The organism is Acidilobus saccharovorans 345-15, assembly GCF_000144915.1.
GTDB lineage: Archaea > Thermoproteota > Thermoprotei_A > Sulfolobales > Acidilobaceae > Acidilobus > Acidilobus saccharovorans.
On record NC_014374.1, the window covers coordinates 988,056 to 1,011,373 of the forward strand.

26 protein-coding genes are annotated in these 23,318 nt (G+C 52.6%); 12 read left to right on the top strand and 14 right to left on the bottom strand.

The genetic code is table 11. The annotated features are described in order from the left end of the window. The first annotated feature begins 172 nt into the window (after window positions 1–172). The 4 genes from glcS to glcV all read left to right on the top strand — a co-directional run bounded on the left by glcS (window position 173) and on the right by glcV (window position 4,772). Window positions 173–1,771, top strand: coding sequence for a glucose ABC transporter substrate-binding protein GlcS (glcS, locus tag ASAC_RS04945; RefSeq protein ID WP_013266898.1), 1,599 nt, complete (start codon window positions 173–175; stop codon window positions 1,769–1,771). A gap of 105 nt (window positions 1,772–1,876) precedes the next feature. Continuing rightward, the gene (gene glcT, locus ASAC_RS04950; RefSeq protein ID WP_013266899.1) at window positions 1,877–2,797 is read left to right on the top strand and encodes a glucose ABC transporter permease GlcT; all 921 of its coding nucleotides are present in this window, start codon (window positions 1,877–1,879) and stop codon (window positions 2,795–2,797) included. A 4-nt stretch (window positions 2,798–2,801) separates the two neighbouring features. Next, entirely contained in the window at window positions 2,802–3,653 is an 852-nt protein-coding gene (gene glcU, locus ASAC_RS04955; RefSeq protein WP_013266900.1) for a glucose ABC transporter permease GlcU, read from the top strand. Between the two features lie 3 nt (window positions 3,654–3,656). Next, on the top strand, window positions 3,657–4,772 hold the full coding sequence (gene glcV, locus ASAC_RS04960) for a glucose ABC transporter ATP-binding protein GlcV (RefSeq protein WP_013266901.1): 1,116 nt from the start codon (window positions 3,657–3,659) through the stop codon (window positions 4,770–4,772). Window positions 4,773–4,888: 116 nt separating this feature from the next. Here glcV and ASAC_RS04965 read toward each other — a convergent pair whose 3' ends face one another. Both ASAC_RS04965 and ASAC_RS04970 read right to left on the bottom strand, forming a co-directional pair. Beyond that, complete coding sequence (locus tag ASAC_RS04965; RefSeq protein WP_013266902.1) at window positions 4,889–5,728, bottom strand: KaiC domain-containing protein; 840 nt, start codon at window positions 5,726–5,728, stop codon at window positions 4,889–4,891. 21 nt (window positions 5,729–5,749) lie between these two features. Then, window positions 5,750–6,172: an ASCH domain-containing protein gene (locus ASAC_RS04970; RefSeq protein ID WP_148217161.1), complete on the bottom strand. Its 423-nt coding sequence runs from the start codon at window positions 6,170–6,172 to the stop codon at window positions 5,750–5,752. A 258-nt stretch (window positions 6,173–6,430) separates the two neighbouring features. Between ASAC_RS04970 and ASAC_RS04975 the strand changes: the two genes are divergently transcribed. Next, on the top strand, window positions 6,431–9,883 hold the full coding sequence (locus ASAC_RS04975) for a S53 family peptidase (protein ID WP_013266904.1): 3,453 nt from the start codon (window positions 6,431–6,433) through the stop codon (window positions 9,881–9,883). 58 nt (window positions 9,884–9,941) lie between these two features. Here ASAC_RS04975 and ASAC_RS04980 read toward each other — a convergent pair whose 3' ends face one another. Both ASAC_RS04980 and trxA read right to left on the bottom strand, forming a co-directional pair. Then, complete coding sequence (locus ASAC_RS04980; RefSeq protein WP_048812823.1) at window positions 9,942–10,586, bottom strand: hypothetical protein; 645 nt, start codon at window positions 10,584–10,586, stop codon at window positions 9,942–9,944. Further along, the gene (gene trxA, locus ASAC_RS04985) at window positions 10,565–11,014 is read right to left on the bottom strand and encodes a thioredoxin (protein ID WP_013266906.1); all 450 of its coding nucleotides are present in this window, start codon (window positions 11,012–11,014) and stop codon (window positions 10,565–10,567) included. The genes ASAC_RS04980 and trxA overlap by 22 nt, the downstream gene beginning before the upstream one ends. A gap of 230 nt (window positions 11,015–11,244) precedes the next feature. Between trxA and speD (ASAC_RS04990) the strand changes: the two genes are divergently transcribed. Next, window positions 11,245–11,694, top strand: coding sequence for an adenosylmethionine decarboxylase (gene speD / locus ASAC_RS04990; RefSeq protein WP_013266907.1), 450 nt, complete (start codon window positions 11,245–11,247; stop codon window positions 11,692–11,694). Window positions 11,695–11,769: 75 nt separating this feature from the next. Here speD (ASAC_RS04990) and ASAC_RS04995 read toward each other — a convergent pair whose 3' ends face one another. Genes ASAC_RS04995 through ASAC_RS05010 form a run of 4 tightly spaced genes read right to left on the bottom strand, consistent with a single transcriptional unit; the run spans window position 11,770 to window position 14,593 of the window. Continuing rightward, window positions 11,770–12,504, bottom strand: a complete 735-nt coding sequence (locus tag ASAC_RS04995; protein ID WP_083774056.1) for an MBL fold metallo-hydrolase — start codon at window positions 12,502–12,504, stop codon at window positions 11,770–11,772. Between the two features lie 58 nt (window positions 12,505–12,562). After that, entirely contained in the window at window positions 12,563–12,922 is a 360-nt protein-coding gene (pth2, locus tag ASAC_RS05000) for a peptidyl-tRNA hydrolase Pth2 (protein ID WP_013266909.1), read from the bottom strand. A gap of 8 nt (window positions 12,923–12,930) precedes the next feature. Continuing rightward, window positions 12,931–13,782, bottom strand: a complete 852-nt coding sequence (locus ASAC_RS05005; RefSeq protein ID WP_013266910.1) for a hypothetical protein — start codon at window positions 13,780–13,782, stop codon at window positions 12,931–12,933. After that, window positions 13,769–14,593: an S-methyl-5'-thioadenosine phosphorylase gene (locus tag ASAC_RS05010; protein ID WP_048812825.1), complete on the bottom strand. Its 825-nt coding sequence runs from the start codon at window positions 14,591–14,593 to the stop codon at window positions 13,769–13,771. The genes ASAC_RS05005 and ASAC_RS05010 overlap by 14 nt, the downstream gene beginning before the upstream one ends. Window positions 14,594–14,666: 73 nt before the next feature. Here ASAC_RS05010 and ASAC_RS05015 point away from each other — a divergent pair, with 73 nt between their 5' ends. Then, the gene (locus ASAC_RS05015; RefSeq protein WP_013266912.1) at window positions 14,667–15,143 is read left to right on the top strand and encodes a MogA/MoaB family molybdenum cofactor biosynthesis protein; all 477 of its coding nucleotides are present in this window, start codon (window positions 14,667–14,669) and stop codon (window positions 15,141–15,143) included. 105 nt (window positions 15,144–15,248) lie between these two features. Beyond that, the gene (locus tag ASAC_RS05020; RefSeq protein WP_013266913.1) at window positions 15,249–16,349 is read left to right on the top strand and encodes a hypothetical protein; all 1,101 of its coding nucleotides are present in this window, start codon (window positions 15,249–15,251) and stop codon (window positions 16,347–16,349) included. A 21-nt stretch (window positions 16,350–16,370) separates the two neighbouring features. Here ASAC_RS05020 and ASAC_RS05025 read toward each other — a convergent pair whose 3' ends face one another. Beyond that, on the bottom strand, window positions 16,371–18,347 hold the full coding sequence (locus ASAC_RS05025; protein ID WP_013266914.1) for an AMP-binding protein: 1,977 nt from the start codon (window positions 18,345–18,347) through the stop codon (window positions 16,371–16,373). A 237-nt stretch (window positions 18,348–18,584) separates the two neighbouring features. Between ASAC_RS05025 and ASAC_RS05030 the strand changes: the two genes are divergently transcribed. The 3 genes from ASAC_RS05030 (at window position 18,585) to ASAC_RS05040 (ending at window position 20,660) form a co-directional block, all read left to right on the top strand. Further along, window positions 18,585–19,586 (top strand): pyridoxal-phosphate dependent enzyme, encoded by a 1,002-nt coding sequence (locus tag ASAC_RS05030; protein WP_048812827.1) that lies wholly within the window; start codon window positions 18,585–18,587, stop codon window positions 19,584–19,586. Window positions 19,587–19,662: 76 nt separating this feature from the next. Beyond that, entirely contained in the window at window positions 19,663–20,163 is a 501-nt protein-coding gene (locus tag ASAC_RS05035; protein WP_048813004.1) for a DUF2258 domain-containing protein, read from the top strand. A 122-nt stretch (window positions 20,164–20,285) separates the two neighbouring features. Then, window positions 20,286–20,660 (top strand): NifB/NifX family molybdenum-iron cluster-binding protein, encoded by a 375-nt coding sequence (locus tag ASAC_RS05040; protein ID WP_048812828.1) that lies wholly within the window; start codon window positions 20,286–20,288, stop codon window positions 20,658–20,660. 40 nt (window positions 20,661–20,700) lie between these two features. Here ASAC_RS05040 and speD (ASAC_RS05045) read toward each other — a convergent pair whose 3' ends face one another. Then, window positions 20,701–21,084, bottom strand: a complete 384-nt coding sequence (speD, locus tag ASAC_RS05045) for an adenosylmethionine decarboxylase (RefSeq protein WP_013266918.1) — start codon at window positions 21,082–21,084, stop codon at window positions 20,701–20,703. Between the two features lie 90 nt (window positions 21,085–21,174). Here speD (ASAC_RS05045) and ASAC_RS05050 point away from each other — a divergent pair, with 90 nt between their 5' ends. Next, entirely contained in the window at window positions 21,175–21,372 is a 198-nt protein-coding gene (locus tag ASAC_RS05050) for a hypothetical protein (RefSeq protein WP_420805098.1), read from the top strand. A 24-nt stretch (window positions 21,373–21,396) separates the two neighbouring features. Here ASAC_RS05050 and rpsB read toward each other — a convergent pair whose 3' ends face one another. The 4 genes from rpsB to rplM are packed head-to-tail and all read right to left on the bottom strand — an operon-like array spanning window position 21,397 to window position 23,315. After that, a complete protein-coding gene (gene rpsB, locus ASAC_RS05055) occupies window positions 21,397–22,116 on the bottom strand; it encodes a 30S ribosomal protein S2 (protein WP_013266920.1) in 720 nt (239 codons plus the stop codon). Then, the gene (locus ASAC_RS05060) at window positions 22,113–22,352 is read right to left on the bottom strand and encodes a DNA-directed RNA polymerase subunit N (protein WP_048812829.1); all 240 of its coding nucleotides are present in this window, start codon (window positions 22,350–22,352) and stop codon (window positions 22,113–22,115) included. The genes rpsB and ASAC_RS05060 overlap by 4 nt, the downstream gene beginning before the upstream one ends. Before the next feature lie 7 nt (window positions 22,353–22,359). Then, window positions 22,360–22,851, bottom strand: coding sequence for a 30S ribosomal protein S9 (locus ASAC_RS05065; protein WP_048813007.1), 492 nt, complete (start codon window positions 22,849–22,851; stop codon window positions 22,360–22,362). A gap of 8 nt (window positions 22,852–22,859) precedes the next feature. Continuing rightward, window positions 22,860–23,315, bottom strand: a complete 456-nt coding sequence (rplM, locus tag ASAC_RS05070; RefSeq protein ID WP_148217163.1) for a 50S ribosomal protein L13 — start codon at window positions 23,313–23,315, stop codon at window positions 22,860–22,862. Window positions 23,316–23,318: the final 3 nt, after the last annotated feature.

Here is a 23,318-nt window from a genome sequence, read left to right on the forward strand (position 1 = left end):
TTATTAAAAAGCTGTATTACATAAACACTTTTGAGCTGTTCGGTTTAACTATTGCTATTCTATTATTCTCCTTAATATTTATGCTAAAAATAACCTGTTGAAATCCATGTAGACTCTTCATCATAGGATAAAAACTGCCCAATTCTCCAGGTCTCAGCTGAGGTGTAGCATATTGCACACCAACAGGCGTTCTATAAGTGGTACAACTATTGCGATAATAGTCATAGTGATTGTAATAATCGCTGCAGTAGGTGGATACGCTGCATATCTTGCCACGAAACATCATGTGACCACTACAACTACACCTACGACGACAACGACCACTACAACTACTACGACGACACCTATTACTACGACGACAACTTCTGTCACATCGATAACCTTCTACACCTGGTGGGCAACTGAGGGCTACATAGCGCTAAAGCACTTCATACCGGTGTTCCAGAGCGACAACCCGCCCTACACGGTCTCGCTTGAAGTGATACCTGGAGCTGGAGGCACCAACGCTAAGTTCACGATAGCTGGCATGATGGAGGCTGGCAAGCCTCCTGCAGCCTTCCAGGTGCACTTCGGGCCTGAGATGGCCTCCTATGCGCTCATAACGTCTCCCAATGACTTCGTTAACTTCACTTCAATAGCCCAGAAGATGGGCCTGTGGACAGGCGCCGTAACTGAGGCCCTGCTCTCAGGAACTTTTAACGGAAGCATGCTCTCAATGCCGGTCAACGTGCACAGGGGAGCGCTGCTCTACATCAACATGAAGGTGCTCAGGCAGTACAACCTGCCGCTGCCAACAAACATGAGCACCCTGATCTACGACACCGTTCAGCTGGCCGAGCACGGCGTCACCCCGTGGATGGTGCCAGGCGCGGACGGCGGCTGGGACCAGCTCAACCTCTGGGAGGACATATTCCTGTCACTCGCCATACAGAAGTATGGCCTTGCTGGCGGCGCCAGGCTCTACAACGAGTTCGTCTACGGAACCATAGACCTCTCCAACGCCTCAGTGCAGCAGCTCGTTAACGAGACGGACTCGCTCTTCGTGAACTTCACCTCCTACGACTACCCCGGCTGGCAGAGCCTGACGTGGACCGAGGGCCTCAGCGACCTGATAGAGGGCAAGGCCGTGTTCCAGGCTAACGGAGACTGGCTAACCAACTACGCCTATGACTACTACAACGTTACCACCTACCCTGCTATCGAGCCATACATAAGCTGGCCTAACGTGACTGTCGTGGTTGAGCCGTTCCCAGGCACGAACGGCACCTACGCGTTGGTCATAGACTCCGTGGGCGTGCCTAAGCCATATCCGACCACCTCTGCAGGAGTGAAGCTAGCAACCTTCTGGGCCTCATATGTGGGCCAGGAGGCCTGGACGAAGTGGAAGGCCACCACCTACTGGAAGAACGCCACTGACTACTTCAACACGCCGGAGCAGTGGTGGAGCCACGAACAGCTGGTCAGCACCCCAGCGGACCAGTTCGTCTACCAGCTGTCTGACGGCGGGCTCTTCGACGATGTCTTCGGGAGCTGGATCTCGCAGGTGCTAGCGCTCCAGGAGAGCGGCTCGGCATACATACCGGCATACAACGCGCAGCTGGCGTCGCTTGTTCACAGCGAGTGCGAGGACTGGCTGGCCGCTGCTAAGATAGGCCTTGGATACCTTGGCATAGCTGGCCAGCCGTTCGCCGGCTACGTGCCGCCGTGGGTAATAGTGCCAGGGTACTACTTCAACTCCAGCTACGCGTGTCCAACATATACCCTGCCATAACCCACTGGTAACGAACTAGTTTTGGTTTTTGATTCCACACCTTTTCTTTTAACGTATTTAAGTCGCTGTAGTTAGAACTGTATACGAAAAGAGGTGAATGAATATATGGGCAACAAGGAAACTAACGTGAACACTATTAAGAGGGCCAGGCGACTAAGGCTGAGATCCAGTTCCGTACAGTTAGCCTTGATGGCGCTTCCTACGCTGTTCTTCGGCGCCCTGCTCATATATATAGTAGTCTGGAACGTTGTTCTATCCCTGCAAAACTGGTCACTGCTAAACAGCAGACACACCTTCGTTGGCTTCGCCACCTATGAAGCCATATTCAAGAGCCTTTTCTTCAGGATAGCCATTTATCATTCAACTATATTCTCCCTTGGACTTGTAGCTATAGGTGACCTAGCCGGCCTGCTCCTCGCTGGCCTCCTCTACTTCTTGCCCAACACGCAGCGCAGCCTATACCTCTCCATATTCCTGTACCCACTGGCCATATCGATGGCCACCAATGGCCTTATATGGGACTGGCTTTTCAACCCTGAGCTTGGTTTTGGGTGGATAACCTCCCACCTGGGTTTACCGCCGGTTAACCCGCTAGCAACAGCCACCTCGACAACCCTATCTATGTTTCTGGTAGAGTTCTGGGCCTACACGGGGCTCGCGGTGCTATTCTATTTAGCGTCATTTATGAGCATAGATAAGTCTATAGTGGAGGCTGCAAAGATAGACGGCGCGGGAGGCTTTAAGATACTCTTCAGGGTCCTTCTTCCAAACTCAATGAATGGCTTTATAGTCGCCACTGCGCTGCTGTTCCTGTTCTCCTTCAGGATGTTTAGCCTGCCCTTCGTGATAGGGGGTGGCCCAACTAACCTGGACCTCATGACTCTTGTAGAATACGTCTACTACGAGTTCTACACTGAATTCTTCAGCCAGTCAGCTGCGGCCTCAACGCTTATAACGCTGATAGCCGCTGCGGTGGTAATACCGTATGCACTTTTTGGTATAAAGAAGTGGATTATGAGGGGGTGAAAACATGGCATCCTATAGGACTAGGCTGCTCAAGTATGCCCTGCTTCAGCTGGCGGGAGGCCTTGTAGTAATATTTTGGCTCATGCCCCTCTACGCAATGCTTATAGACGGCTTTAAGACGAACTTCGAAGCTACGGTTACCTCAGTGTTCCAGCCGCCAACGCACTTCACGCTTTCAGCCTACATGACTGTCTGGGACAGCATGAAGAAACCCCTCATCAATAGCGTCATAGTTGTTATCCCTGTTACTGTGCTCTCGGGCATACTTGGTGAGATGGGGGCATACTTCTTCTATTCACTTGGTGAAAGGCATCCAATAGTTAGCAACACGGGGTTCTCAATAATTTCGCTTGCCACGTTTATACCAGTGGAGTCGACGCTGCTTCCACTCCTCCTGCTCGAGGCCCACAGCGGCATGCTGAACACCTATTGGGGAGTAATATTTGCGAACCTGCTGTTCTACATACCGACCGCCGCGCTGCTCATGTCGATATTCCTGCCCTCCGTGCCCAGGTACCTAATAGAGGCTGCAAGAATCGACGACGCCAGCCAGTGGACCATATTCTGGAAGGTCGTGTTCCCGCTGGCGCTGCCAGGCTTCCTCTCAACCGTGATATTCGTGTTCATAATGTCGTGGAATAACTTCTTCCTGCCGCTGGTGCTTACTACTACGCCATCTATGAGGATGGTTCCTGTGGAGGAGAGGTTCTTCACTGGAGGCTATGGAACTATCTACAATGAGACCTACGCCGCCGCGGTGCTTGCTTCAATAGTTCCGCTGGCCGTGTTCATAGCTCTAGGAAGGTATTTCATACGCGGCCTAGCAGCGCTGGGAGGGGGAGCAAAGGGGGTCTGAGCCATGGCCTCGGTCAGGGTCGAAAACTTAAAGAAGATCTTCAGGAGAGGCAAAATAGAGGTTCGTGCCGTTGACGGAATAACCATAACAATACCTGACGGCCAGGCCTTTGGCGTTCTGGGGCCCAGCGGCCATGGCAAGACCACGTTCCTAAGGCTAATAGCCGGGCTCGAGGTGCCCACTGACGGCACCATTTACTTTGATGACGAGCTGGTCTCGGCCCCTGGAAGAATTGTAGTGGAGCCGGAGCACAGGGGCATAGCAATGGTATTCCAGCTCTGGGCGCTCTACCCCAACATGACGGTCTACGATAACATAGCGTTTCCGCTCCGTAACGCCAAGGTGCCAAAGAGCGAGATAGATAAGAAGGTCAAGGAAATAGCAGAGGAGCTGGGCCTCACCAAGGTCCTTAACCATTATCCAAGGGAGCTCTCGGGAGGGCAGATGCAGAGGACAGCCATAGCCAGGGCGCTGGTGAAGAACCCTAGGCTGCTCCTAATGGATGAGCCCTTCAGCAACCTGGACGCGGCAGTGAGGGACAGCGCCAGGGCCCTTGTCAGGAAGATACAGAGGGAGAGGAAGTTGACCACTATAATAGTATCTCACGACCCGGCAGACATTTTCTCTATAGCCGAGGTCGCTGGCGTCATAATTAACGGCAAGTTCGCGCAGGTCTCGTCCCCTACTGACATCTATGACAACCCTGCCAACGAAGTGGTTGCTAAGCTTGGAGGCGACATAAACATAGTGAACGTCACGGTCTCCGGCGGCTTCATCTACTTATCCAGCTCGGTCAAGGTACCCTCGCCCAACCCCAAGCTTGAAGGTAAGTATAGGCTCGGCGTAAGGCCTGAGGATGTGATGCTTAGCGACAGCACTGACGCGCCTGGGATGACGTTTGCTGGGAAGGTTAAGGTCAAAGTGTCAAGTTACGTGGCCGGCGTCTTCAGGACCGTGGTCTCGCCTATAGACGACGATTCCGTAGAACTCATGGTCAATATGGGCGGCTACGTAGAACCTGGATCCGAGAAGAACCTGCTCATAAGGACTCAGAAGATAAAGCTCTTTGACGAAAACGGCGAGAACGTGACCTTAAGCGCCTTAAAGACCAATAGCTAAGTTTTAAGCTTATTAAACGCTTCCATTAAGGTAGAACGCGGAAACCGTGATGACACGACGGTAAGCTGAGCCTCGGGCTGTGAAGACCGTTCACCCTTGCTGAGAACCGCTTTTGTTTACTCCTCATACTCTTCCTTATTGCTTGCGCTCTCAGAGCTCTCGGAGAGGGACCTCCTCATCTCCTCGACCTCCTCCTTTGGGAGCTCGACTATAGATATTGAGTTAGGCGCGACCTTGAGGTACTTGTCCCACACGACTACTATGCCCTCATCCGTTATCTCCATAGGGTGCCTCACCATGGATATCTTAGAGTCCCTCATCTTCCAAACTATTATTGAACGGTAAAGCTTGCCCTCTATCTCATCCAAGTCCAGCCTTATTATACCGTCAACCGCGTGTTCAACGCCAGGGCCTCCGAAGCCCCTCTCACCTACAGAGACCTGGCTCACGAAGAATGCCGTGCAGCCTAGGCCGGAGACGACCCTCTTCAGTATCATTACTATGTTCCTGGCAACTGCGGGCTTAGAGAGGTACAGGGTGCTTACAGAGTCTATCACGACCCTCTTGGCCTTGATGTCCTTAATGGCCTGTCTGACAACGTCCACAAGCTCTGAGACGTTGTCAAGGTCCTTTACTATGTACTTCTCCCTCTGGGCGGCCGACCCTATGCCCGTGGTGAAGGCATCTACTATGGCAAAGGTCCCCTTCCTCTCATATTCATCGATGTTCCAGTTGAAGTGCCTGAAGCTCCTCCTGACAGAGCTCGGGTGCTCCTCAAGGGCCACATAAACTCCAGGCTCCCCCCTGATAAGGCCGTTGTATATGAACTGCTGGGCCATTATGGACTTGCCAGTGCCGGGACCTCCAGACACCATGACGACGTTCCTCTCGGGTATGCCCCCATAAAGTATCTCATCAAGGCCTGGTATGTACGTCCTGACCCTTGGCGTTACCATCCAACACCACCTATTACATCTTTATCGCCTTTCGGCCCTTTTAATCTGACTTTGCAAGCTCGTCCTGTTTACATCAACGCCACGTGTAGATATCCTGCCCCTGGGAGCTCCGTGGTTCCCACCAGCTTCAGACCCCTCGATGGCCCTTACAAGGGAGAACCTTATGATAGTTATGTCATCCTCTAGCATGAAGTCTCCATATATCGACCTAAGCTCCCTAAAGAGCTCCGCCAGACCACTAAACCCGTCGAGCTCTGCGTCTTCATCGGTCAGGTCCTTTACCTTCTTATGTATGACCTCCTCCACTCGGACCACTGCAACAGGCCTGCCCGAGCTGACGACCTTAAGGTACCTGCCCCTCACCTGAAGGTTACCAAGCCTTATGGTACTGGTCTTCCTTCCACTAAGTATGAGCTTTAAGTACTTCTTTTTTACAGTAAGCATGCTTAAGCTCCTGGCCAACTTATACTCTCTCCCGCCGCTGTAGCGTGCCCAGCCCCTGCCAATAAATTCTAACTGCGGAAACGTAAAAGGTGGCCCTGCATGATGCCTTGACAGCTCCCTAGGCGCCTCCGACAGAGCTTTCAGCGCGTTAACAATGAGCTACAGCAGTCTATTTATTTCCAAGAAACACTATTTTAACATAATCTTAAATACTACGGTATGCATCTCTGATACCAGACACGTAAAGGGTGTGGCCTTATGAAAGGAGGGAAGCTAGTTGGCTTAACTATACTCCTACTAATGCTAATCTCGTTTACATCAGCATTGTCCTGGACCCCTCCAGCTAGGGCCCTAGAGCCTAGCGCAAACTACTATGGACCCCAGCTTAACGGCAGCGTGATAGGGCCGCTCAGCCCCAATTATTTAGTGAGCCTATCAGTGCTCATACCGCCGAGAAACCTCAACGAGCTGATGTTAATAGCCCAGGAGGTTGCTGAGCATCAGGCCAAGCCGCTGTCGAGGAGCGAGGTGCTCCAGCTCTTTGCGCCCTCGCAGCAGGAGTTTAACAGCATCGAAAACTTCCTTGAAGAGAGCGGTTTCGTAGTGACCTACGTAAGTCCTGACAGGCTCTCTCTGATGGTCCAGGCGCCTGCCTCCGTAGTTGAAAAGGTGTTCGGAGTTCAACTTGACCTTTACCAGGGGCCTAACGGGGAGGTTTACTATGCGCCTGCGGGCATGCCCAGGATACCAGAGGCACTTCAGGGAACCCTGATACTGGGCCTCACTAACAGGACCGCCTTCAAGCCGCAATACGTTGTCGCCGGCAGGATAAGTCACTACACATTTATACCTGCCAACTCAAGCCTGCCAGCGCCTCTGCAGGTAGCGTCGTCACACACCTACTATACGCCAGCCGACTTCGAGGGCGCGTACAACGTGACGAATTTAATCCCCTATAGCCAGAACGCGTCAATCGCCATAATAGACGCCTACGGCGACCCCCTGATTTACCAGGACGTGGCAGAGTTCGACCAAAAGTTTAACCTGCCACCGGCCAACCTGACGGTTATACCCATAGGCCCCTACCACCCGTCGCTTGGCCTGTCAACAGGCTGGTACATAGAGACCGCTTTAGATGTTGAGGCAGCGCAGAGCATGGCTCCCTTCGCCCACATATATCTGGTCATCGCATCTAACAATGGAAACGCGCTCTTTGAGGCCATAGATTATGTCGTAAGCACCGACCTAGCTGACGCGGTCTCCATGAGCTGGGGGGCGCCTGAGAGCCTCTTCGCAGAGTCAGGAGTTTATACCACCTACCCAGCCTTCATATTGAACTACCCGTTCGCCGACTACTACTTCGCCCTTGGCGCTGCCGAGGGCATAAGCTTCTTCGCCTCCTCAGGCGACGAGGGCGCCTTCGACACCACCCCGACAACCTATGGGGCCGTGCTGTTCCCATCCTCATCACCGTTTGTAACTGCGGTGGGGGGCACCACACTCTACGTTAACGTCACATCGGGCTCCATAGAGTTCCTTAACTCTACTGGCACCTACGGCTACGAGACAGCATGGTCTGTGAGCCCGCTCTACGGCTCCAGCGAGGTGGCCTCAACCGGAGGGTTCTCAAGCCTGTTCCCCAAGCCCTGGTATCAGTACGGCGTCGTTAACGGCACGTTCAGGACGACGCCTGACGTGGCCACTGACGCTAACCCATACACGGGCTTCGTGGAGATAGCAACTGGACAGATGATAGTTATCGGAGGCACTAGCCTTGCCTCACCCCTCTGGGCCGGCATAACTGCTGATATAGACGGCTACCTAGGAATGAAGCTGGGCCTCATTAACCCGCTGCTTTACACCATTTACAAGAATAAGACGCTGTATAATATGGCTTTCCACCAGATAACCTTCGGCTACAACGGCAAATACCTGGCGCACGCCGGCTACAACCTGGTCACAGGGCTTGGCTCTCCAAACGCTGGCCTCCTGGCTTACGCCATTAAATATGAGCTGACGCACTTCCCGTCGCTCAAGGTGGCAGTGACAACCTACGAGCCTGGGGCTGAGTACTCATGGTACTTCTATAACTCCACGTTCGAGGTGGTGGCAGCAATATACTACCCTAACGGGACGCCTGCGACAAGCGGCAAGTTCAACGTGTATGTCTTCACTACTGAGGGACTTGGTGAGGAGGTTCCGCTTCAGTTTAACGGCACCTACTGGGTAGGGGAAGTTTATGTCAAGCCCGGGCTGCCGCCCAACGTGTGGACTGTGCTCGTTAATGGCACCTCTGCGGGCATTAGCGGCAGTGGCGCCACCGACGTCTACGTAGGCACCGGCATAACAATCATAGAGCCCGTCCCCTACCCATACGCGCCTGCTATACCGGTTAATGAGCCGTTCCAGGTTGAGGTCTACGCAACTTATCCCAACGGGACTCCAGTCACTTCACCCTCAATTACAGCTGTCTTCTACCACAACGGTATCAATTACTTCAACGCTACCCTGCTGCCGGTTAATGTGACTGAGTACCCAGGACTCTATGAGGGCACGGCCTTACTGCCCTACCCGGAGCCGCAGGGCGCTTACATAATGTATATTTACACCACGGCCGCTAATGGAGCCGTGGACGGCGACGCATATGAGTATGTTTACTTCGGAGAGCAGATCATAAATGCGTATGTCATTACTCCTCTCAACGACGGCACCCCAAGCGTCTCGCCGGGCCAGACACTATTATTCCTAGCCATGGTCTCTGACCCGTTCGGGTTTGGTTACTTCACCAGCAGTGTGTTTGTAGACATCTATAACCTCAATGGAACCCTCGTCGCCCAGGTACCCCTGCAGCCGGCGCCTTCGCCACTGCTCTACTACCAGATAGGGTACTTCGTTGTACCGAGCAACATGCCCCCAGGATGGTATAACGCCGTCTTTGTCAGCGAGGAGAACACGAGCACCGGGCCGCTCTTTGGCTACTTCAACCAGTCCTTCTACGTGGCCCCCACGCAGCTTAGCGGAGATATAATTACGGCGGCATATTCTATAGAGGGCGTGTGGCTGAACATCTACGCCTCCATAGACTACCCCAACGGAACACCAGTGACCCAGGGGACCTTCCTTGCCACCCTTGTGCCCACCCAGGACCTCTATAACGTAATGCTACTAGGGTTTGAAGTCGGCATACCGCTGCAGTACAACAGCTCCTTGGGAATGTGGGTCGGGAAGGTGTATGTTCCGTCGGTCTACACCTCATACCTCTTGTCACCCTACGTAGGCGAAGGACTTTACAGCCTGGCAGGTCCATGGACCCTGGTGATCAGCGGCGAGGACGCCAATGCGGTGAACCTGTATCCCATCAGCTATAACATAACTGTTGCGCCGTTTGCCGCACCTATAGACGGTGAAGGCCTGTTAGCCTACGTGGAGTCGCACTCGACTGAAGAAATCTCGGCACTGTCAACAATGGCGAGTAATACGGAGAGCGTCAAAGGGGCGAAGTCCTCGACAACTGCTCTACTATCTGGCTCGGCAAACGTGCAGGAGGCCGCTGAGATCAACATGCTTAACCTCATCAATGCACTCAAGGTGGCCCAGACAACCACAACAAAGGCTACAGCCTCCTCTGCGCCGGCAGAATACTATGTAATAGCAAGCGTTGTTGTGGCAGCGCTGCTGGCAGGTATATTGATAGGAAGGAAGTCAGTATGAACTAGGACTTTTGACTAAAAGTCCCTTTATCTTTTTTATCTTTTCTTTTTATTGGCTGCTAAAAATACGAGGCCGAGCCCTTAACCATAGACCTGAATACCTGACCTATTTCCCACAGCTTTACCGTCTCATGCTCGTTAGGCCTTGGCCTGCTGGCAAGGTAAACGCCGTATGGATCATACCCCTCCTGGGACTTAGGGCCATAGGGAGAGAACAGTATGAACTCGTCAGCCTCAAGCACGACCTTCCTTACTGCCGCGTCTATGGCGGCATATAGTGAGCACACGTCTGACTCGGAGATCCTCTCCAAGGCTGTTACAGCAGCTATTACTGGGCCTGACTCCAAGGCCTCCAGTATTGCGTCGCGCACGGCATTTATCTCCTCCTCAGCGCTCACTGTAACGTCCATTGGAAAGCTAGGCTTACCGTAGGTAGGGTTTGTTAAAGGTATGTTGATTACCGTCGCGCTGGTCTCGGTAAGCAGGGGCACCTCTGGCACAGAGGTAAGGAAGCCCTGCACGCGAGTCTCTTTACCAGTGAGGACCGTCAGCCACGCTGATGGAGGGTTCTGAACGGTAGTGTTCTCCGTGACGCCCCTAAAGGTCGTGTCCAGCAGCGTCAGGAGGTTCCTGGCGTTGCACTTCATGAAGTACTTATATGTGAGCGAGTCAATCCCTAGCATCAGAGCTTTGACTCTAGCCATTGTACCCTCTCCTCCAACACCTCCTCTGGGACTGCGCCAACAACTCTATCAACCTCCTGGCCATCTAGGAAGAACATTATTGTTGGCAGACTCATCACGTAGTACTTAGAGGCAGTCTCAGGGCTTGCATCGGCGTTAACCCTGGCAAAAGCTATCCTCTTATGCTGAAGAGCTAGGTCATCTATTATAGGCGCCACGAGAAAGCATGGCGCACACCACGGAGCCCAGAAGTCAACCACCACTGCCCTGTGGGAAGCTATGAACTCGTCAAATGATGAGTCATTAAGTTCCGCTACAGGGGGTTCCTGGCTGCCGTTGCCGCTGCTAGAATCTCCCTCGGTGCTCTGAGAGGAAAGCTTAGCGAGGAGCTCCTCTTTCTTTTTCTGGAGAATTCTCCTGAGCTCCTCATCATCATTTTCTGCTGACATGCTTCAAGCCCAAAAAGCTTATAAGGTTAAGCTGGAATTAAAAAGGGTTACTTAATATATTATATGAAAGGTTTTTTAATTTCTAAAATGACAAAAAATTATATGTAAAAACAAGAATGGTATTTTTAATAGCCTAAATCCACGTTTGTTATCCTTCTCCTCCCGCAGAATAGCTTATTAAGCACACTTGATTAAAAGTACCAGGCCCTAAGGAGGGCATGAACTGAAAAGTGTCAAGTAGTCCCAGTACGGAGGTCTCAAGGGATTATATAGTAGGTAAACATGTTTTTGGAAGCCTATACGGTATACCACCAGAGATAGCAGAGGACGAAAATCTAGTACGTCAGGCAGTGCTTGACGCAGTCAAGGCCGCCAACGCCACCCTAATAGAGATAATGAGCTGGAAGATAGGCGGCCACAAGGGAGGAGTCTCTGTAATAGCGCTGGTGAACGAAAGCCACATTGTGGTGCACACCTGGACAGAGTACCGTTATGCAACTGTTGATGCCTACACATGCGGCGAGCACACAAAGCCTGAGAAGGCATTTGAAGTTATAGTTGAAAGGCTAAAGCCTGAGTACTATACCTATAACTATGCTGACAGGACTCAGTTCCCAGCCTCGAGTCCCGTGACCATCGTACGTAAAAGGGAGAGCAAGAGCATCGCTATCACGCCCTAATCGATTCTGCGGTAGATTTGAAGTCAAAGGCTGAAGGAATTTTTGTCTATACGGTCAGCCTTAGCTGCTCACAAGTTATAGGTCTAGAGGCAAGACTACCTTGTCGCCAACAGATGCCTGTAGCACCTTCATGCCCAGCCTTGAGGATTCCAACTTCACTGGATCGCCGCTGCAATGAAGTGGGACGATAACTTTAACCCCCAGCATCTTCAATGCCTCGGCCTCCAGCCTTACCTTATCTGGAGTTGCCCAGGCCAGGTGAAGGCCCCCTACCACGGCGTAGGGGGTCAAAGAGAGGTCGTACAGGACCTTGCTTACCATACGTGATGGCCCAGGATGAGAGCACCCCAAGAGGCTCACTGCCCTGTTACCGTCAAGATTTATTATGAGGGACTGCTCATAAGGAGGACCATATTGCTGCGACGTTATAAAGGCAGCCTTGGCCGCTCGGGTTCCAGTCATCAGCCTCTTTACATTGAGTCCTAGGTCCTCAGCGCTCTTAAGTAGTCTCCAGTTGACGCCGGCCGGCATGTATACTGGGGCGTCGTCTTTAAGCAGCTGTTTAAGTGCCGAAAGCCCTCCCACATGATCCATGTGTTCATGAGATATGACCGCGAAGTCTAAAGACTTATTCCCTATGCCTACGAGCTCGGAGTTCCTGCGAAGCGTCTGAGGGCTCTGCCCGGCGTCGAAGACCCCTCTCCACTCCTCAGTCTCAAGAAGCAGGGAGAGCCCATACTCGGCGACAAAGGGCGGCCTTGCCTGTTGGTCTACAAGCAAAGTTATCCTAAGCCAGGGGACAGATTCCACTTTACCCCCGTATTTTTACGAAAGCCTTCAAGCCGTTTATGCCTATGTGGCATTAGCGTCAGTACAGCTTAAGCTTCCCCGTTATTTTGTCAACCAGCTCAGCCGGCGCGGGACCTACGGCCACGGCGGTTTTAGTTCCAGGGGGCAGTTGAGTAAGGCCAGCGTCCTCTATCATGGACGCCGGTAGGCCGGCCGCCCTAGCCTCCTCATAGACTCTGTTCAGCTCGCCTTCACTTTCAACCCTAAGCACCACCTTCTTCTGCCCCTGCGACAGCCAGGAGTCTAGCCAACGCGACCACTCAGAATTGTTGCTCCTTATTATTGAGAGCACCGCCTCGCAGGCGGCGTGAGCCGCCTGGGCCGCCGCCTTGCCCTTTCCCATCTGGAGGTCTCTTCTAAGCACTATGGCCTGTTTCATGTCCTGAGTCAAATGACCTTACCTCCTATCAGTGCCGCCGCAATTGAGGCGTAAAGGTTGGCCGTGACCGGGTCCACATTAAATAAGAGCTTGACTATCTTTAGGTTAGCTAGCTTCATGGAAAGCTCCACATCCTTATAATCATGCTCTTCCACGCTGCTTACAATCTCAACTACAGGGCCGGTAATTCTGCTAAACGAGGTAGCCTCGTCTAACAGCAGCATTGCCTCGCATCTTTCAGCCGCTACACTACAGAGGTACCTGGCGCTAGGCTCCATGATGGGTCCATAAACAGTCGCGAACTTCTGGAACTTCGAGGCCTCCTCAGCCTGCTGCCCGTATTTTTCACTTATCCATGAGAAGGAGGAGTCAACATCAGCAACCTCGGCCTTTAACCTGTCACCCCTTGGTCCCTTCATCTCTGAGGACCAGAGAGCTGAGGCGACTATCATAGTCAACAACGGCGCCTGAGAGGGCAGCAGTATCCTGCTGATCTCCTCATGCCTAGACAACATGGCCTCCAACACGTCATCTAACTGAGGGGCTATAAAGTAGGTAGTTATGCCCATGAGGGCTGCTTCCTCGGCGGCCCTCACGGCCCTGCTGTCCTTAGGCCCCAAGGAAAACACTAAGACCTCGTTTACGTCCCTGTACGGCATTATGAGCGTCGAGGCCTCTGTTGGGCCCGCTAAAGTTACGTCAAAGCCTGATGATAGCATGGAAATATATAGGGACTTTGCTGCAGAGATCGCACTATGTGAGGATATCAGAAGAGTCCCATCTACAATCTTGGGCTTCAAAAGCCTCTTAGCGGCCTCTATAGAGCTCCTCACCTGGGGCTCAAGTTCACTGTATCGCATTTTGAAGCGCCCTGCAGCAGCTGCAGCGCGACTCGTCAGGTGAGCCCGCGAGGCGGGGTATTACGTCATACAGGACCTTTCTGGCCTTCTCCGTGTTCTCCTCCATGACCCTCGCCACCTCCGCGGCCGTCACAGGGTGCTCCGCCCAAACATCATAATCTGTTACGGTGGCAAGGGTAGCGTAGCATAGCTCCGCCTCGCAGGCCAAGTTAACCTCAGGCACCAGGGTCATGCCTATGATGTCCGCCTTGAACACGTCCCTCCAGACCCTGCTCTCCGCCCTAGTCGAGAAGCGCGGGCCCTCTATGCACACATAGGTGGCCCCCCTGTGCACCCTGTAGCCCAGCTTGACCGCGCTGTTGTAAAGCTCATCAACCAGGTGCTTGCAGAAGGGGTCTGCCATGCTGACGTGAACCGTCACGGGCCCATCGAAGAAGGTATATTTCCTGCCCTTGGTCATATCTATGAACTGTTCTGGCAGCACTATGTCTCCAGGCTTCATCTCCTCCCTTAGGCTGCCCACTGCCGAGACGCTTATGACCCACTTGACCCCAAGGGCCTTCAGGGCCCATATGTTTGCCCTGTAGTTAACCATGTGAGGCGGATACCTGTGTCCCTTTCCGTGCCTCGGCAGGAAGGCCACCTTGACGCCGGCCACCTCTCCTACAGTTATATAATCGCTTGGCTCGCCGTATGGCGTGTTAACCTTGACCTCAACAGGGTTGCTTAGTATCCCAGCCTCGTAGAGGCCCGAGCCGCCTATGACGCCGACCTGCGCCCTTATCCCTGGAGGCGAGATTATTTCCATCATTTCAAAGCCCCCTTGTAAGTGCATGGATTAACATTTTAAGTTTAACAAAGGACCCCTAGGCTGGGAGGCCGTCATGGTGAACTTTAGCCTTGTGGTAACAAGCGATCATGTATATAGGGGCGAGAAGGCTGACGAGGTGACGCCGCTAGTTAAGGAGAGGCTTGCGAAAGAGGGACATCAGCTAATCTATAGCGTAGTGGTGCCAAATAACCCTGACATCATCAAATCTGCAGTCCTTGACGCGGCATCGCGAGCGGACGTTGTTCTAGTTAGCGGCGGCACAGGGCCCTCGCCCAGGGATATATCCTATGACGTGGTTAAGGAACTAGCGTCCAAGGAGCTCCCAGGCTTTGGCGAGCTGTTCAGGTTCAAGAGCCTCGAGAGCGTGGGCTCTGGAGTCATACTTACCAGGGCGTCCGCCTTCGTTTTAGGGCGCTCCCTTGTGGTGGTCGTGCCTGGAAGCCCCTCGGCTATGGGCATAGCCCTTGAGATACTTATGCCAATAGTCAATCACGCAGTGGAGCAGATACATGGGGAGCCTCACCATTAGATGTTCACTTATAAGTTGGCCAGACTTCCCGAAGGTTTTTGCCTAAAGGTTTAGCAATAGCCTTTAAGGCATTAGATGAGAGTAAAGATCTGGGAAGGCTCGGAGATGCAGTATCAGAAGCTCGTAAGGGCCCTACAGGCTAGTTCAAGGGCGTTGATATATATTATGATAGCCGGCCTCTTGGTGTCGCTATACATAGTCACGGTGGGTTTGAAGATATTGCACGGAGTTATAATGTTTAGCTTAGTCGTGCCGCTTCTCATAACGGCCGTCGCCGGTCCGTATGTAGTCTCAGGCCTAAGAGCGTCGGCCAAAGCAGAGGCCTGGCTGTTATTCTCTATAGCAGCGGAGTGGCTAATTTTGGTTGCATCTATCATGACCCTACAGCTTAAGTCTTACCTTTACCTTGGGCTCTCTCTGGTAATCTTCTCCATATCTCCCATCTGGGGCGCGGCATTAACAGGCCTAAAAAGTGACGTGAAGCTCTCATACCTTATTTTGGGAACCGCGTTTCTTATCAGTGGGCTTACGCTTATGCTGCTAAAGTCGTCAGTTTTCCATGCGGCGCTCGCATTGCTCACTCTCCTAGGCCTTGGCGCTATTTATGCCGTAACATACCACTCGCTGCCTGCTACCTTTGAAGAGAGACAGGGCCTCGCGTGGGGACTGCTGCTGGAGCTGCTGTTAATAGCAGAGGCGTTGAGCCTCCTCGCGGTAGGTTATAAGCCCTTCCTCTTAATATCAGGTGCGACGGATGTCATCTCGCTGCCCGCGTTGGGGCTAACTAAGCTGCGAAAGTTCGTAGCTGTTGCCAAGGCATCCAAGAACCCTATGGCCCGGGCTGGAGAGCTGTACTTCGTCGACGGTCATATTTTCTCTGCTGTGTTTCTGATCATCACAGGCTTAGTAACTCTCCTGGGAGGTCTAGGCCTCGACGTGCCCACGCTCGTACTCATACACCTGTTAGCACTCGGTGTACTGGTTATGTTCGTCCTTATACACGCGCCTCTCATGTTGCCAGTTATATTGAGGTGGCCCTCGGCAAGGAGATATAACTTAACACCATATGTTCTTGAGTCAGTGGCCGCTGTCGTATGGCCTGTTAACCCTCACGTGGCGTTCTTCTTCCTTGGGCTTTCCATAGTGTTCCTAGTGTTAATAGTTAAACCGACAAAGGAGCCCCTGCCGCTGAGCCTTATAAAATGAGGGCTAAGCGCTAAAAGGTCGTTAGCTGCTCTCCTTCATAGCCGCCCTGAACTGCTCTATGGCCCTTCTTATCTCTTCAACCTCGCTCTCGTCCTCAAGGGTTGAAAGGTCTCCAAGGGGCTCATTAAGGTAAACGGCCCTTATAACCCTCCTCATTATCTTTCCGCTCCTAGTCTTAGGAAGAGCCTTCACTATCTCTATGGTCTTGAAGACAGCTATAGGACCATAAACCTTCTTCACGTGATCCATTAGCTCCTTCTTCAGCTCCTCGCTTGGCTTGTAGCCCTCCTTAAGCACCACGAAGCCCACGGCCACCTGGCCCCTAGTGGGATCAGGTACCCCTATCACGGCAGCCTCTGCCACGGCCGGGTGAGAGACCAGCGCGCTCTCAAGCTCAAAGGTCCCTATGCGGTGCGCGGATATCTTGATCACGTCATCGGCTCTCCCGAGGAACCATATGTAGCCGTCCTCATCGACCATGGCAGCGTCGCCTGAGTAGATGAGGCCCTTAAGCTGGGGTCTTGCCTCCCAGTAGGACTTAAGGTACCACTGGTAGTCCTGCCACAGCTCAGACGTGTAACCGGGGAATGGGTACTTCATTACAAAGACTCCCTTCTCGCCAGGCTTGGCAGGCTGCCCCGTCTCCTCGTTAGCCACATATCCTACAATTCCAGGCAGCGGTATGCCAGCGCTGCCAGGCTTTATAGGTATCATTTGGATCCCATATGGGTTGCCAACCACTGGGCCTCCAGTCTCGGTCTGCCAGTAATGGTCTATAACTGGGACCCTGCCCTCAAGCACGTCATACATGAGCCAGCGAAGCGGCTCGGGGTTCAGCGGCTCGCCCGCGCTGAAGACCACCTTTAAGCTTGACAGGTCGTGCTTCTTTGCGTACTCGGCACCATACTTGCTGAGCAGCCTAATTCCAGTCGGTGATATCCAGAGCTTGGTGACACCATTGCGCTCTATGACGTCCCACCACATGTCCGGCCTCGGATAATCGGGCGTACCATCATATACTATGCTGGTTGCGCCGAATATGGGCACGCCCCAAACCATGTAGCTAACCCCTGCCTGCCAACCCACGTCACTTGTTATGAACCACGTGTCCTCGGACCTGAGGTCATAAATCCACCTGCCCATGGTAACCACATGCACCTGGAACGGCCCATGCTTGTGGACCACTGGCTTGGGCTTAGCTGTGGTGCCCGACGTAGGGGTTATTAGCAGTGGTTCGTTGGACTCAAGCCACTCGACGTCAGAGGAGCCTTGCTTGCTCATCTCAAGGAACTCGTCAAAGTAAAGGTCGCGGCCCTTAGCCATAGGCGCCTCCTTCTCCGTGTACTCTGACCTGAAAACTACGACCTTCTCCACGGGCGACTTTTCAACAGACTTTATGGCGTCGTCTACAACGCTCTTTAATTCTATCAGCTTACCCCTCCTCATGTTGAAGTCCTGGGTAAAGACCACCTTTGCGCCGGTCAGCATTATACGATCCCTCAGGCTGCCTGCAGAGAAGCCTGCATATACTGAAGACGCTATAGCGCCTATCCTAGCCGCAGCGTGCAACACGGCTATGGCTTCAACCCTTGTAGGCATGTAGAGGAGCACCCTGTCGCCTTTTCTAATGCCAAGGGCCCTCATGGCAGCGGCATACTTTAGCACCATAGACCTGTACTGAGCAAACGTGTAGGCCTTCGTTATGCCTAGTTCTGCGTTTTCGTATATGTATATGGCTTTGTTGCCAAAGCCCTTCTCCACAGGAAAATCTATGTGACTGTACTCTGCATTAGTCACACCGCCCACGAACCACCTGTAGGGCCTTCCCGGCTCCCACTCAAACGTCTTGTCCCACAGCCTCTTCCAATAAATTAGGTTTGTCTCCTCCCTCGCAACAGAGTCCCAGAAGCTAACCGGGTCCTTCTCCGCGAGCGATTTAAGGTAAGAGACTTGGGGAGGTATGAGTATAGGCTTGCCTCCAAAGCCTTCCGCAGACATGTTCTTACCTATTCCCTTAATTGTGGGATTAGCTTAAAAATAAGCACACATCACTGTATATAATTTGAGACTACATTAACCTCTATCAGAACTCTCTTTTTATTTCGCCAGAAGTAGCTATAGGGGTCTGCCTTGAAATGCGAGTCTTATTGCCCACGCTGTGGGTTCGCCAGTGATGACATGTCACTGATGACCTGCCCACGCTGTGGGTTCGCCATGGTTTATAGGTGCCACGACGTGAAGTTCAAGATAAGGCCTAACTATGCAAACATGTGGAGGTACTCAGAAATGCTGGCGACAAGGCCTCCTCAGGTAGTAAGCTATGGCGAGGGCCTCACCCCCATAGTTAAAGTTAACGGTGTCCTGTGCAAGCTGGAGAACAGAAACCCCACTGGGACCTATGCAGATAGAGCTTCGTCCGTTATAGTAAGTGGTATGCGCCGCAAAACCTACAGAGTGAAGTACGAAAGCGACTTTGCCTACTCGCTTGCGTTTTATGCAAAACTTGCGGGCTCCGAGGTATCAGTCATAGCTGAGCCCAAGGAGCTCGATCCACAGGATATCATCGGAATAGCGTCCCTTGGAGGCTCCCTGGAGTTCAGGGGAAAGCCAGAGCTACAGTACGAGAACCCTCTAAGCGTTGAAGGTCTGAAGACTATAGCTTTTGAGCTCGTCGAGAGCTCGCCAAATGCTGAGAGAGTTTATGTGCCATCATCGTCTGGCCTCTTAGCGTTCTCCATAGCTGAGGGCTTAAATGAGCTCGAAGGGGCCCCGCCTATGGAGGTTACAGCTGTTGTGGTGAAGGGTAGCCCCCTGCCGTCATTTCTGGGATTCTCGAGGACCATTAAGATCGTTGAGATAGAGCCTGAAGAGGTTATAAATGGCCTGGTAAGGTTAGCTAGAAGAGGTTTTTACATCAAGTTCCTGGCAGCCTCTGCTTATGCCTACGCGTCTACCGAGGAAAGGGGCGTGGCGCTGATAAGTGGAGGGATTAGAAAACCTCAGCTAAAGAGACCGAAGTCCCTCGAGGGGGCCTCGCTCAAGAGAAGAATACTTGACGTGCTATCGCGCGGCGGGGACTTAAGCGCCTACGAAATATGGAAAGAGATGCCACAGTTCACATTGAGGGGCGTGTACTCAGCTCTCAAGTCACTTGAGGCTGAGGGAAGTATATGCGCACGTTATAAGATGAGAGGAAGAAGAAAGATAAGGATCTATGAGCTTTGCGGGCCAGACTAACCTGGTGCAGCTTTATCAAGAAACTCTGCTAAAATTTAAGAGTTCTTAGCGTATTAATAAAATAGTGGTGAGCCCCGTGAGCGCCCAGAACCCTTCCTCGGACGAGAGCGTCTCCAGAGATCTCGAGAGAGCTGAAGAGTATGAGGTGACCGTGGCCGGGGGCTCTGTGCTAGGCGCCAACAGGTATCAAATAAGCACTGGCGTCATAATAGCCGCTAGGTATGCTGACAAGCTTAGAAGGGTAGCGCTTGTGGCCCTCGGAAAATATATACCAAAGGACGTCATCATAAGGGACATAGCCCAGCTTAACAAGGACCTTTACCACGAGATCGTAGAGAAGAGGAAGCTCGGGAAGCTCGACCTAGTAAGAATAACCGTAACGCTTCATTATGACGAGAATGAGAAGAGGCTGGTATTTGACGACATAAAGATATCGGCCTTCGTCAATGAGGACGAGTGCAAGCAAGCCTATGAAAAGGAGCTCGAGGACCTCAGAAGACAGGTCCAAGAGTTGTCCGAAGAGAATAACAAGCTTAAGGAAAGTCTCAATAAGATTAAGGAAATAATACAGGCCTAGGCGTCTATCAAGGATCTCTGAATTTTTCCGCAGAACAGACACGGGCTGCTGCACTCGCAGGACCTTATATTAAGTACAACGCTTTTAAACCCATATCGCTTATCCGAAATAGGTGAAGTCCCTTGAAGGTAGCTGTACCGACGGACGACTGCAAGAGCATGTCGTTCCATGGGCCCAGGTCAGGCCTCTTCCTAGTTGTTTATATTAATAAGGATGGTAAGACAGAGGATGTCGAATGCCGCAAGGTTAATGCAGAGCACCCTCATAACGAGAGCGATAATCACCATGAAGAGCACGAGACAGGCCCCGAGCATGCCAGGTGGCACCTGGCCGTTTTGGAGACCTTAAAGGATGTTGACGTTGTAATAGCGATGCATATGGGCCCCACATTAGTTCAGGCGCTGAGGTCCCTAGGCAAGACCGTGGTGCTCGGGGTCAGGATTAATAATATTGACGACCTAGGCACCATTTTACGAGACAAGGGACTATTATCGTAATCAGAGATCAAATAAAAGGTCTCTTGCGAATCCAGAGCCCCTATTCCAGACTTCTGTCCGCGGAGCCCATAATTATATCCTCGGGCTCCAGCGCTTTAACTATATAATTGAATGCCTTGAGAGGATCGCTGTGAGGCCCACAGCTGTAGACGTCAACTGTGGCGAACCTGTATTCAGGCCAAGTATGTATGGTTATATGGCTCTCGAGCACTATTGCAACAGCGCTCACGCCCTCGCCTATCTTCCACGACTTAACGTCCAATATTGTCATCCTGCCGACCCTGCCTGCCTCGCGCAACAGCTCCTCAATAGCCTGAGGATCCCTTAGAATTTCATCGTTGCGGCATCCCTTTAGGTTCCCATAAACGTGGCGGCCGATGACCTTAGGCGTATTCTCAAGCAGCTCCTCTTCTATGTTCTGCACACCCCCCACCCCCTATTTAAGGGTCCATACGCTATATTAACCCCCCTATCCTTTTAAGCGTTACCCCCACCCCTCTCACTGGTTCAAAAGGTGCCCACTTTGGAGGATCTACATTCAAGGACCCCTCATGAGCTCATAGACCTTGTGCTAATAAGGCTTGAACTCATAGAGAAGACCGCCAGTGAAATGGCCAAGGACGAGAAAAGCGCAGGCAAGCTCCTGGCTATAGTTCAGGAGACAGAGAGTATAAGGGAACTCCTGGCGGTGTTAAGGGATAAGTGCCGATAAGAAAAACGCGCAGATGCGCAGGGACTAAGCCGTGCCAGAGCCCTCAGCCACTTTACCTGCCATGAAGTCTTCATAAGTGAAGGAGGGCTCCTGGCCTGGCTGGAGTAGGCCCCTGTTCCTCATTATTTCCCTCGTGAGGAGCCAATAGACAAGGGCCAAGCTCCTCCTGCCCTTGTTATTGGCAGGTATGATTAAGTCTACATCTTCTACCCTGCTGTCCGTGTCTGCAAGCGCCACCACGGGTACTCCTATCTTCGAGGCCTCCACCACTGCCTGCCTGTCAGTCCTGGTGTCGGTAACTACAACGACCTCAGGCTCCACGTATATGTCCAGCTTCGGGTTAGTGAATATGCCTGGCACTATCCTGCCAACCACAGGCTTGCAGCCTATCTTTTCACACATGGCAGTGACGGGCCTCTGGCCATAGATTCTAGTGGCCACCACGGCTATCTTTGACGGGTCAAAGCTTGCCAGGAAGCGGCCCGCTATCCTTATCCTCTCATCTATCTTCTTCACGTCAAGCAGGTAGAAGCCATCAGGCAGCACCTTATAAACGAACTGCCTCATGTACTTTGTGCATATTTGGGTCCCATAAACGACGCCAGCCTTCTTGTAGAGGTCGGAGGAGACCAGCAGGCCCTGCTCCTCAGCCTCACTTATCTGTTGCCCCTCAACTGACCTCTCCTCGGCCTCCTCCCTCTCAGCCTCAGGGTTAGGCTCTTCCTGCTTCTGTTCATCACTCACTGGAGGTCACCCCTTCCCTCAACCCTTAGTCTATTCACCCTCACAGCGCTGTAGCTGGCCACCTGCTCTATATAAACAACGCTGGTGTAGAGGGTCCTTCTGCAGCAATACCTATAGACTCCCAGGTCGTCAAGCACCTTGCTTGGGTCCTCTCCAGCCTCAACCCTCCTACGGAACTCCTCCCAAAGGTGACCTAAGGGCGCACCGCAGGTCATGCACCTGACAGGGGGAAGCAAGCTCGGGTCACCTGTACGATGTCTGCCATCCCCTCCTCGCGCTGTACCTCATGTACTTCTCGGGCTCCGTCCTCCTCTGGTCGCCGGCCAGCATAGTCCTGTCGTACTCCGTGAAGAGGTTCCTGAGCTTCTGCGCTATCGCCTTGCTCTGCTCGCAGTTGTCCTTACTGACAACGCACTTGTCGAAGAAGTCAACGAGCCCCCTAGCTATTGCCATCCTTACGGCGTCTGCCTGGCCCATAAAGCCTCCTCCGCGTACGCTGACATCTATATCTACTAGCCTAACTACTGCATCACCGGCTATGATGAGGGGCTCCATCATCTTAAGTCTTGCCACCTCAACAGGCCACGTCTCTACAGGGACTCCATTGACCTTCACGCGTCCCTGGCCGGGCCTTATGTAGGCCCTGGCTATGGCGGTCTTTCTCTTGCCCACGGATATTATAACGTTGTTCTCGGCCTGAGCCTGCTTGGGCTGCGCGGTACCCTGCTCAGACATGGGCTCACTCACCTGCTCCAGCCGAGTTGCCTGGCTATATCTGCTAGTGTGGCATACTTTGACTTTGTGAGCTTCTCCACAGTCATATTGCTTGGGAGCTTTGTTGTATTCTTACCGGCAAGCTCCTTAGGCACTCCCACATAGACCCTCAGCCTAGAGTACGCCTCCTTGCCTTTGTCGTTCTTCGGCAGCATGCCCCTTACCGCCTTCCTAACTAGCATCTGAGGGCTCCTGGCCCTCTTGGGCCTCCACTTCTCGGAGAGGTGCACCTTGACCCCAAGTATTGTCCTTCTATAGAAGTAGACGAGCCTGACGGGGTCACCGCTCACAGCGACCTTGTCTGCATTTACTATAGTTACCCTTTTGCCGCTGAGGAGCTGCTTGGCCACATAGGTGGCAAGCCTGCCTAGTATGGCGCCGCTTCCGTCAATTATTAGCTCCTCCCGAGCCGCCTGCTGGCTCAACCA

What these genes read in the sequence shown, in the direction of transcription:
- ASAC_RS04970 (WP_148217161.1), bottom strand. Translation starts at nt 6,172, where the DNA reads ATGCTTACTGTAAAAAAGAAGTACTTAAAGCTCATACTTAGTGGAAGG.
- ASAC_RS05020 (WP_013266913.1), top strand. Translation starts at nt 15,249, where the DNA reads ATGCAGTATCAGAAGCTCGTAAGGGCCCTACAGGCTAGTTCAAGGGCG.
- glcU (WP_013266900.1), top strand. Translation starts at nt 2,802, where the DNA reads ATGGCATCCTATAGGACTAGGCTGCTCAAGTATGCCCTGCTTCAGCTG.
- ASAC_RS04980 (WP_048812823.1), bottom strand. Translation starts at nt 10,586, where the DNA reads ATGGCTAGAGTCAAAGCTCTGATGCTAGGGATTGACTCGCTCACATAT.
- ASAC_RS05015 (WP_013266912.1), top strand. Translation starts at nt 14,667, where the DNA reads ATGGTGAACTTTAGCCTTGTGGTAACAAGCGATCATGTATATAGGGGC.
- ASAC_RS05025 (WP_013266914.1), bottom strand. Translation starts at nt 18,347, where the DNA reads ATGTCTGCGGAAGGCTTTGGAGGCAAGCCTATACTCATACCTCCCCAA.
- ASAC_RS05065 (WP_048813007.1), bottom strand. Translation starts at nt 22,851, where the DNA reads ATGTCTGAGCAGGGTACCGCGCAGCCCAAGCAGGCTCAGGCCGAGAAC.
- ASAC_RS04975 (WP_013266904.1), top strand. Translation starts at nt 6,431, where the DNA reads ATGAAAGGAGGGAAGCTAGTTGGCTTAACTATACTCCTACTAATGCTA.
- ASAC_RS05010 (WP_048812825.1), bottom strand. Translation starts at nt 14,593, where the DNA reads ATGATGGAAATAATCTCGCCTCCAGGGATAAGGGCGCAGGTCGGCGTC.
- ASAC_RS04965 (WP_013266902.1), bottom strand. Translation starts at nt 5,728, where the DNA reads ATGGTAACGCCAAGGGTCAGGACGTACATACCAGGCCTTGATGAGATA.
- glcV (WP_013266901.1), top strand. Translation starts at nt 3,657, where the DNA reads ATGGCCTCGGTCAGGGTCGAAAACTTAAAGAAGATCTTCAGGAGAGGC.
- ASAC_RS05005 (WP_013266910.1), bottom strand. Translation starts at nt 13,782, where the DNA reads ATGCGATACAGTGAACTTGAGCCCCAGGTGAGGAGCTCTATAGAGGCC.
- trxA (WP_013266906.1), bottom strand. Translation starts at nt 11,014, where the DNA reads ATGTCAGCAGAAAATGATGATGAGGAGCTCAGGAGAATTCTCCAGAAA.
- pth2 (WP_013266909.1), bottom strand. Translation starts at nt 12,922, where the DNA reads ATGAAACAGGCCATAGTGCTTAGAAGAGACCTCCAGATGGGAAAGGGC.
- glcT (WP_013266899.1), top strand. Translation starts at nt 1,877, where the DNA reads ATGGGCAACAAGGAAACTAACGTGAACACTATTAAGAGGGCCAGGCGA.